The organism is Methylobacterium sp. WL116 (genome assembly GCF_008039455.1).
GTDB lineage: Bacteria > Pseudomonadota > Alphaproteobacteria > Rhizobiales > Beijerinckiaceae > Methylobacterium.
Genome location: NZ_VRUV01000565.1, coordinates 1 through 2,750 on the forward strand (window position 1 = coordinate 1; position 2,750 = coordinate 2,750).

2 protein-coding genes are annotated in these 2,750 nt (G+C 70.6%); both read right to left on the minus strand.

The window, feature by feature from the left end:
* Nucleotides 1–5: 5 nt before the first annotated feature.
* On the minus strand, nucleotides 6–1,613 hold the full coding sequence (locus FV223_RS24540) for a DHA2 family efflux MFS transporter permease subunit (RefSeq protein ID WP_147729413.1): 1,608 nt from the start codon (nucleotides 1,611–1,613) through the stop codon (nucleotides 6–8).
* 5 nt (nucleotides 1,614–1,618) lie between these two features.
* A complete protein-coding gene (locus tag FV223_RS24545; protein WP_246689791.1) occupies nucleotides 1,619–2,698 on the minus strand; it encodes an HlyD family secretion protein in 1,080 nt (359 codons plus the stop codon).
* Nucleotides 2,699–2,750 lie beyond the last annotated feature (52 nt).

The following is a 2,750-nucleotide window of genomic DNA, read 5'->3' on the forward strand; positions in this document are numbered from 1 at the left end:
GCCCGTCAGTGCCCGCCTCCCCCGGCGGCCGCCGCCGCGGGCCTGCGGATCAGGGGCGTGGCCAGCGCCATCAGCAGGAACAGGCCGGTGAGAACGAGAAACACGTCCTCGAAGCTCATCACCAGCCCCTGCATCCGCACGGTGTTGGTCATCGCCTTCAGGGCCATCTTCTCGGCGTCGCCGCCGGTCGCCTCGAACTGGCGGCGCATCGCGTCGAGGCGCTCCAGGGCCGCGCCGTTGGCCCAGGTGAAGCGTTCGTGCAGGCGCTCGAGGTGCAGGTCCCAGCGGTCGTTGAGCAGGGTGTTGATCAGCGCGAGCCCGACCGCGCCGCCGAGGTTCCGCGTGAGGTTGTAGAGGCCGGAGGCGTTCTTGATCCGGGCCGGCGGCAGGGTGCCGAGCGCGATGTTGTTGATCGGGATCATGCACAGCATCAGCGAGCAGCCCCGCAGGACCTGCGGCCACAGCAGCTCCCAGAAGTCCCAATCCTTGGTAAGCCCGGTGACGATCCAGGTCCCGGCGGCGAAGCCCGAGAACCCGATCGCCATCAGGATGCGCGGGTCGACCTTGCCGGAGAACCGCCCGGCGATCGGCGCGGTGGCGAACATGCACAGGCCCGAGACGAACATCGTCTCGCCGATCTGCAGCGCCGAGTAGCCGCGGATCCGCGCGAGGTAGACCGGGTAGAGGTAGGTCAGCCCGTAGAGGCCGATGCCGAGGACGAAGCTCGCCGCGCAGCCGGCGGCGAAGTTGCGGTCGGCGAAGGCGCGCAGGTCCACGATCGGCTGCTTCGCGGTGAAGACCCGCCAGAAGAAGCCGACCGCCGAGACCGTGCCGATGACGCTGCAGATCGCCACCGCGTCGTCCTGCAGCCAATCGTGGTTCGGCCCCTCCTCGAGCACGTATTCGAGGCAGCCGAGGAAGCCCGCCATGCCGGCGAGCCCGTACCAGTCGAAGCTCCTGAATAGGTCGAGGTTCGGCTCGTCGAAGTCGACGAGGAAGAAGGTCGAGACCGTGACGGCGATGCCGGGCATCACGTTGATCAGGAACAGCCAGTGCCAGGAGCCGAGGTCCGTCAGGTAGCCGCCGACCGTCGGGCCGATGGTCGGCGCCAGCGTCGCCACGAGGCCGATCATCGGCGAGACGATCGAGCGCTTGGACGGCGGGAAGATGGTGAAGGCCGAGGCGAACACCGTCGGGATCATGCCGCCGCCGATGAAGCCCTGCAGCGCGCGCCAGACGATCATCTCGTCGATCGAGGAGGCGGTGGCGCACATCACGCTCATCAGCGTGAAGCCGCCGGCCGAGATCACGAACATCCACCGGGTCGAGAGCACCCGCGAGAGGGTGCCCGAGAGCGGGATCGAGATCACCTCGGCGATCAGGTAACTGGTCTGGACCCAGGGGATCTCGTCGCCCGACGCCGAGAGGCCGGCCTGGATCTCGTTGAGCGAGGCCGAGACGATCTGGATGTCCAGGATCGCCATGAACATCCCGAACACCATGCACAGGAACGCCACCATCCGGCGGCGGTCGAGCGGCGGCTCGGCCGTCGCGGAGGGCGACGCCGCGGGGATGGGGGCTCGGCCGGGGCCGGCGGCGGCGGTCGCGGCCATGGCGGTCAGTCCTGCTTATGCGCGGTCCGCAGGAGCGGCGCGTCGGCGCCGTCGCGGGTGTCGATGCGGACCGTCACCGACAGGCCGGGCCGGAGCAGGCCCTCGGCGGCGACGTCAGCCGGCACCTTCACCCGCACCGGCAGGCGCTGGACGATCTTGGTGAAGTTGCCGGTCGCGTTGTCGGGCGGCAGCAGGCTGAACACCGAGCCCGAGGCGGGCGAGAGCGACTCGACCTCGCCCGCGATCTCGCGGTCGGGATAGGCGTCGACCTCGATGCGCACGTGCTGCCCGGGGCGGACGCGCACGAGCTGGGTCTCCTTGAAGTTCGCATCGATGCGGACGCTCTTGAGCGGCACCAGGGCGGCGACGCGCGAGCCCGGCGCGACGTAGGCGCCGGCCTCCACCGCCTTGTTGCCGACGACCCCGTCGAACGGTGCCCGGATCGTCGAGAAGGCGACGTCGCGCTTGGCGCGGTCGACGGCGGTGCGCAGCTCGGCCGCGAGGCTCTCGGCCTCGCGCTGCTGGGCGTGCAGAACCTCGACGTTGGCCTTGGCCGCGATCAGACCGGCCTCGGCCCCCTTGACCGCGGCATCGGTGCGGTCGCGGTCGGCCTTGGCCTGGTCGAGGCGGGATTTCGCGACGTAGTCGGCCTGCATCTGGGTCGCGCGGTTGTAGTCGGCGAGCGCCCGCACCGCGTCGGCCTTGGTCGCGTCGATCTGGGCGGCCATCTGCACGACCTGCGCCTGCGCCGCCTCGGCCTGCCGGCCGATCCGCACGATGGTGCTCTCCTGGGTCGCGAGCTTGTCCTGCGCCGCCTGCTGCGCGAGCCGGTAGTCGCCGTCGTCGAGCCGGGCGATCACGTCGCCCTTCTTGACCGACTGCCCGTTCACCACCGGGACGGCTTCGAGGTAGCCGGAGATCTTGGCGGCGAGCACCGAGATGTCCGCCTGCACGTAGGCGTCGTCGGTCGTGACGAAGAACCGCCCGACGGTCCAGTACTGCCAGCCCTGGTAGCCGCCCCCGGCCAACGCCGCGCAGAGCAGGCCCGCCAGGACGAGCGTCTTGCGCGGGCGCTTCCCGACCACCGGGGCCTCGGTGGGAGCCGGGACGTGGGACGAGGCCGCGGCCGCCTTCGGC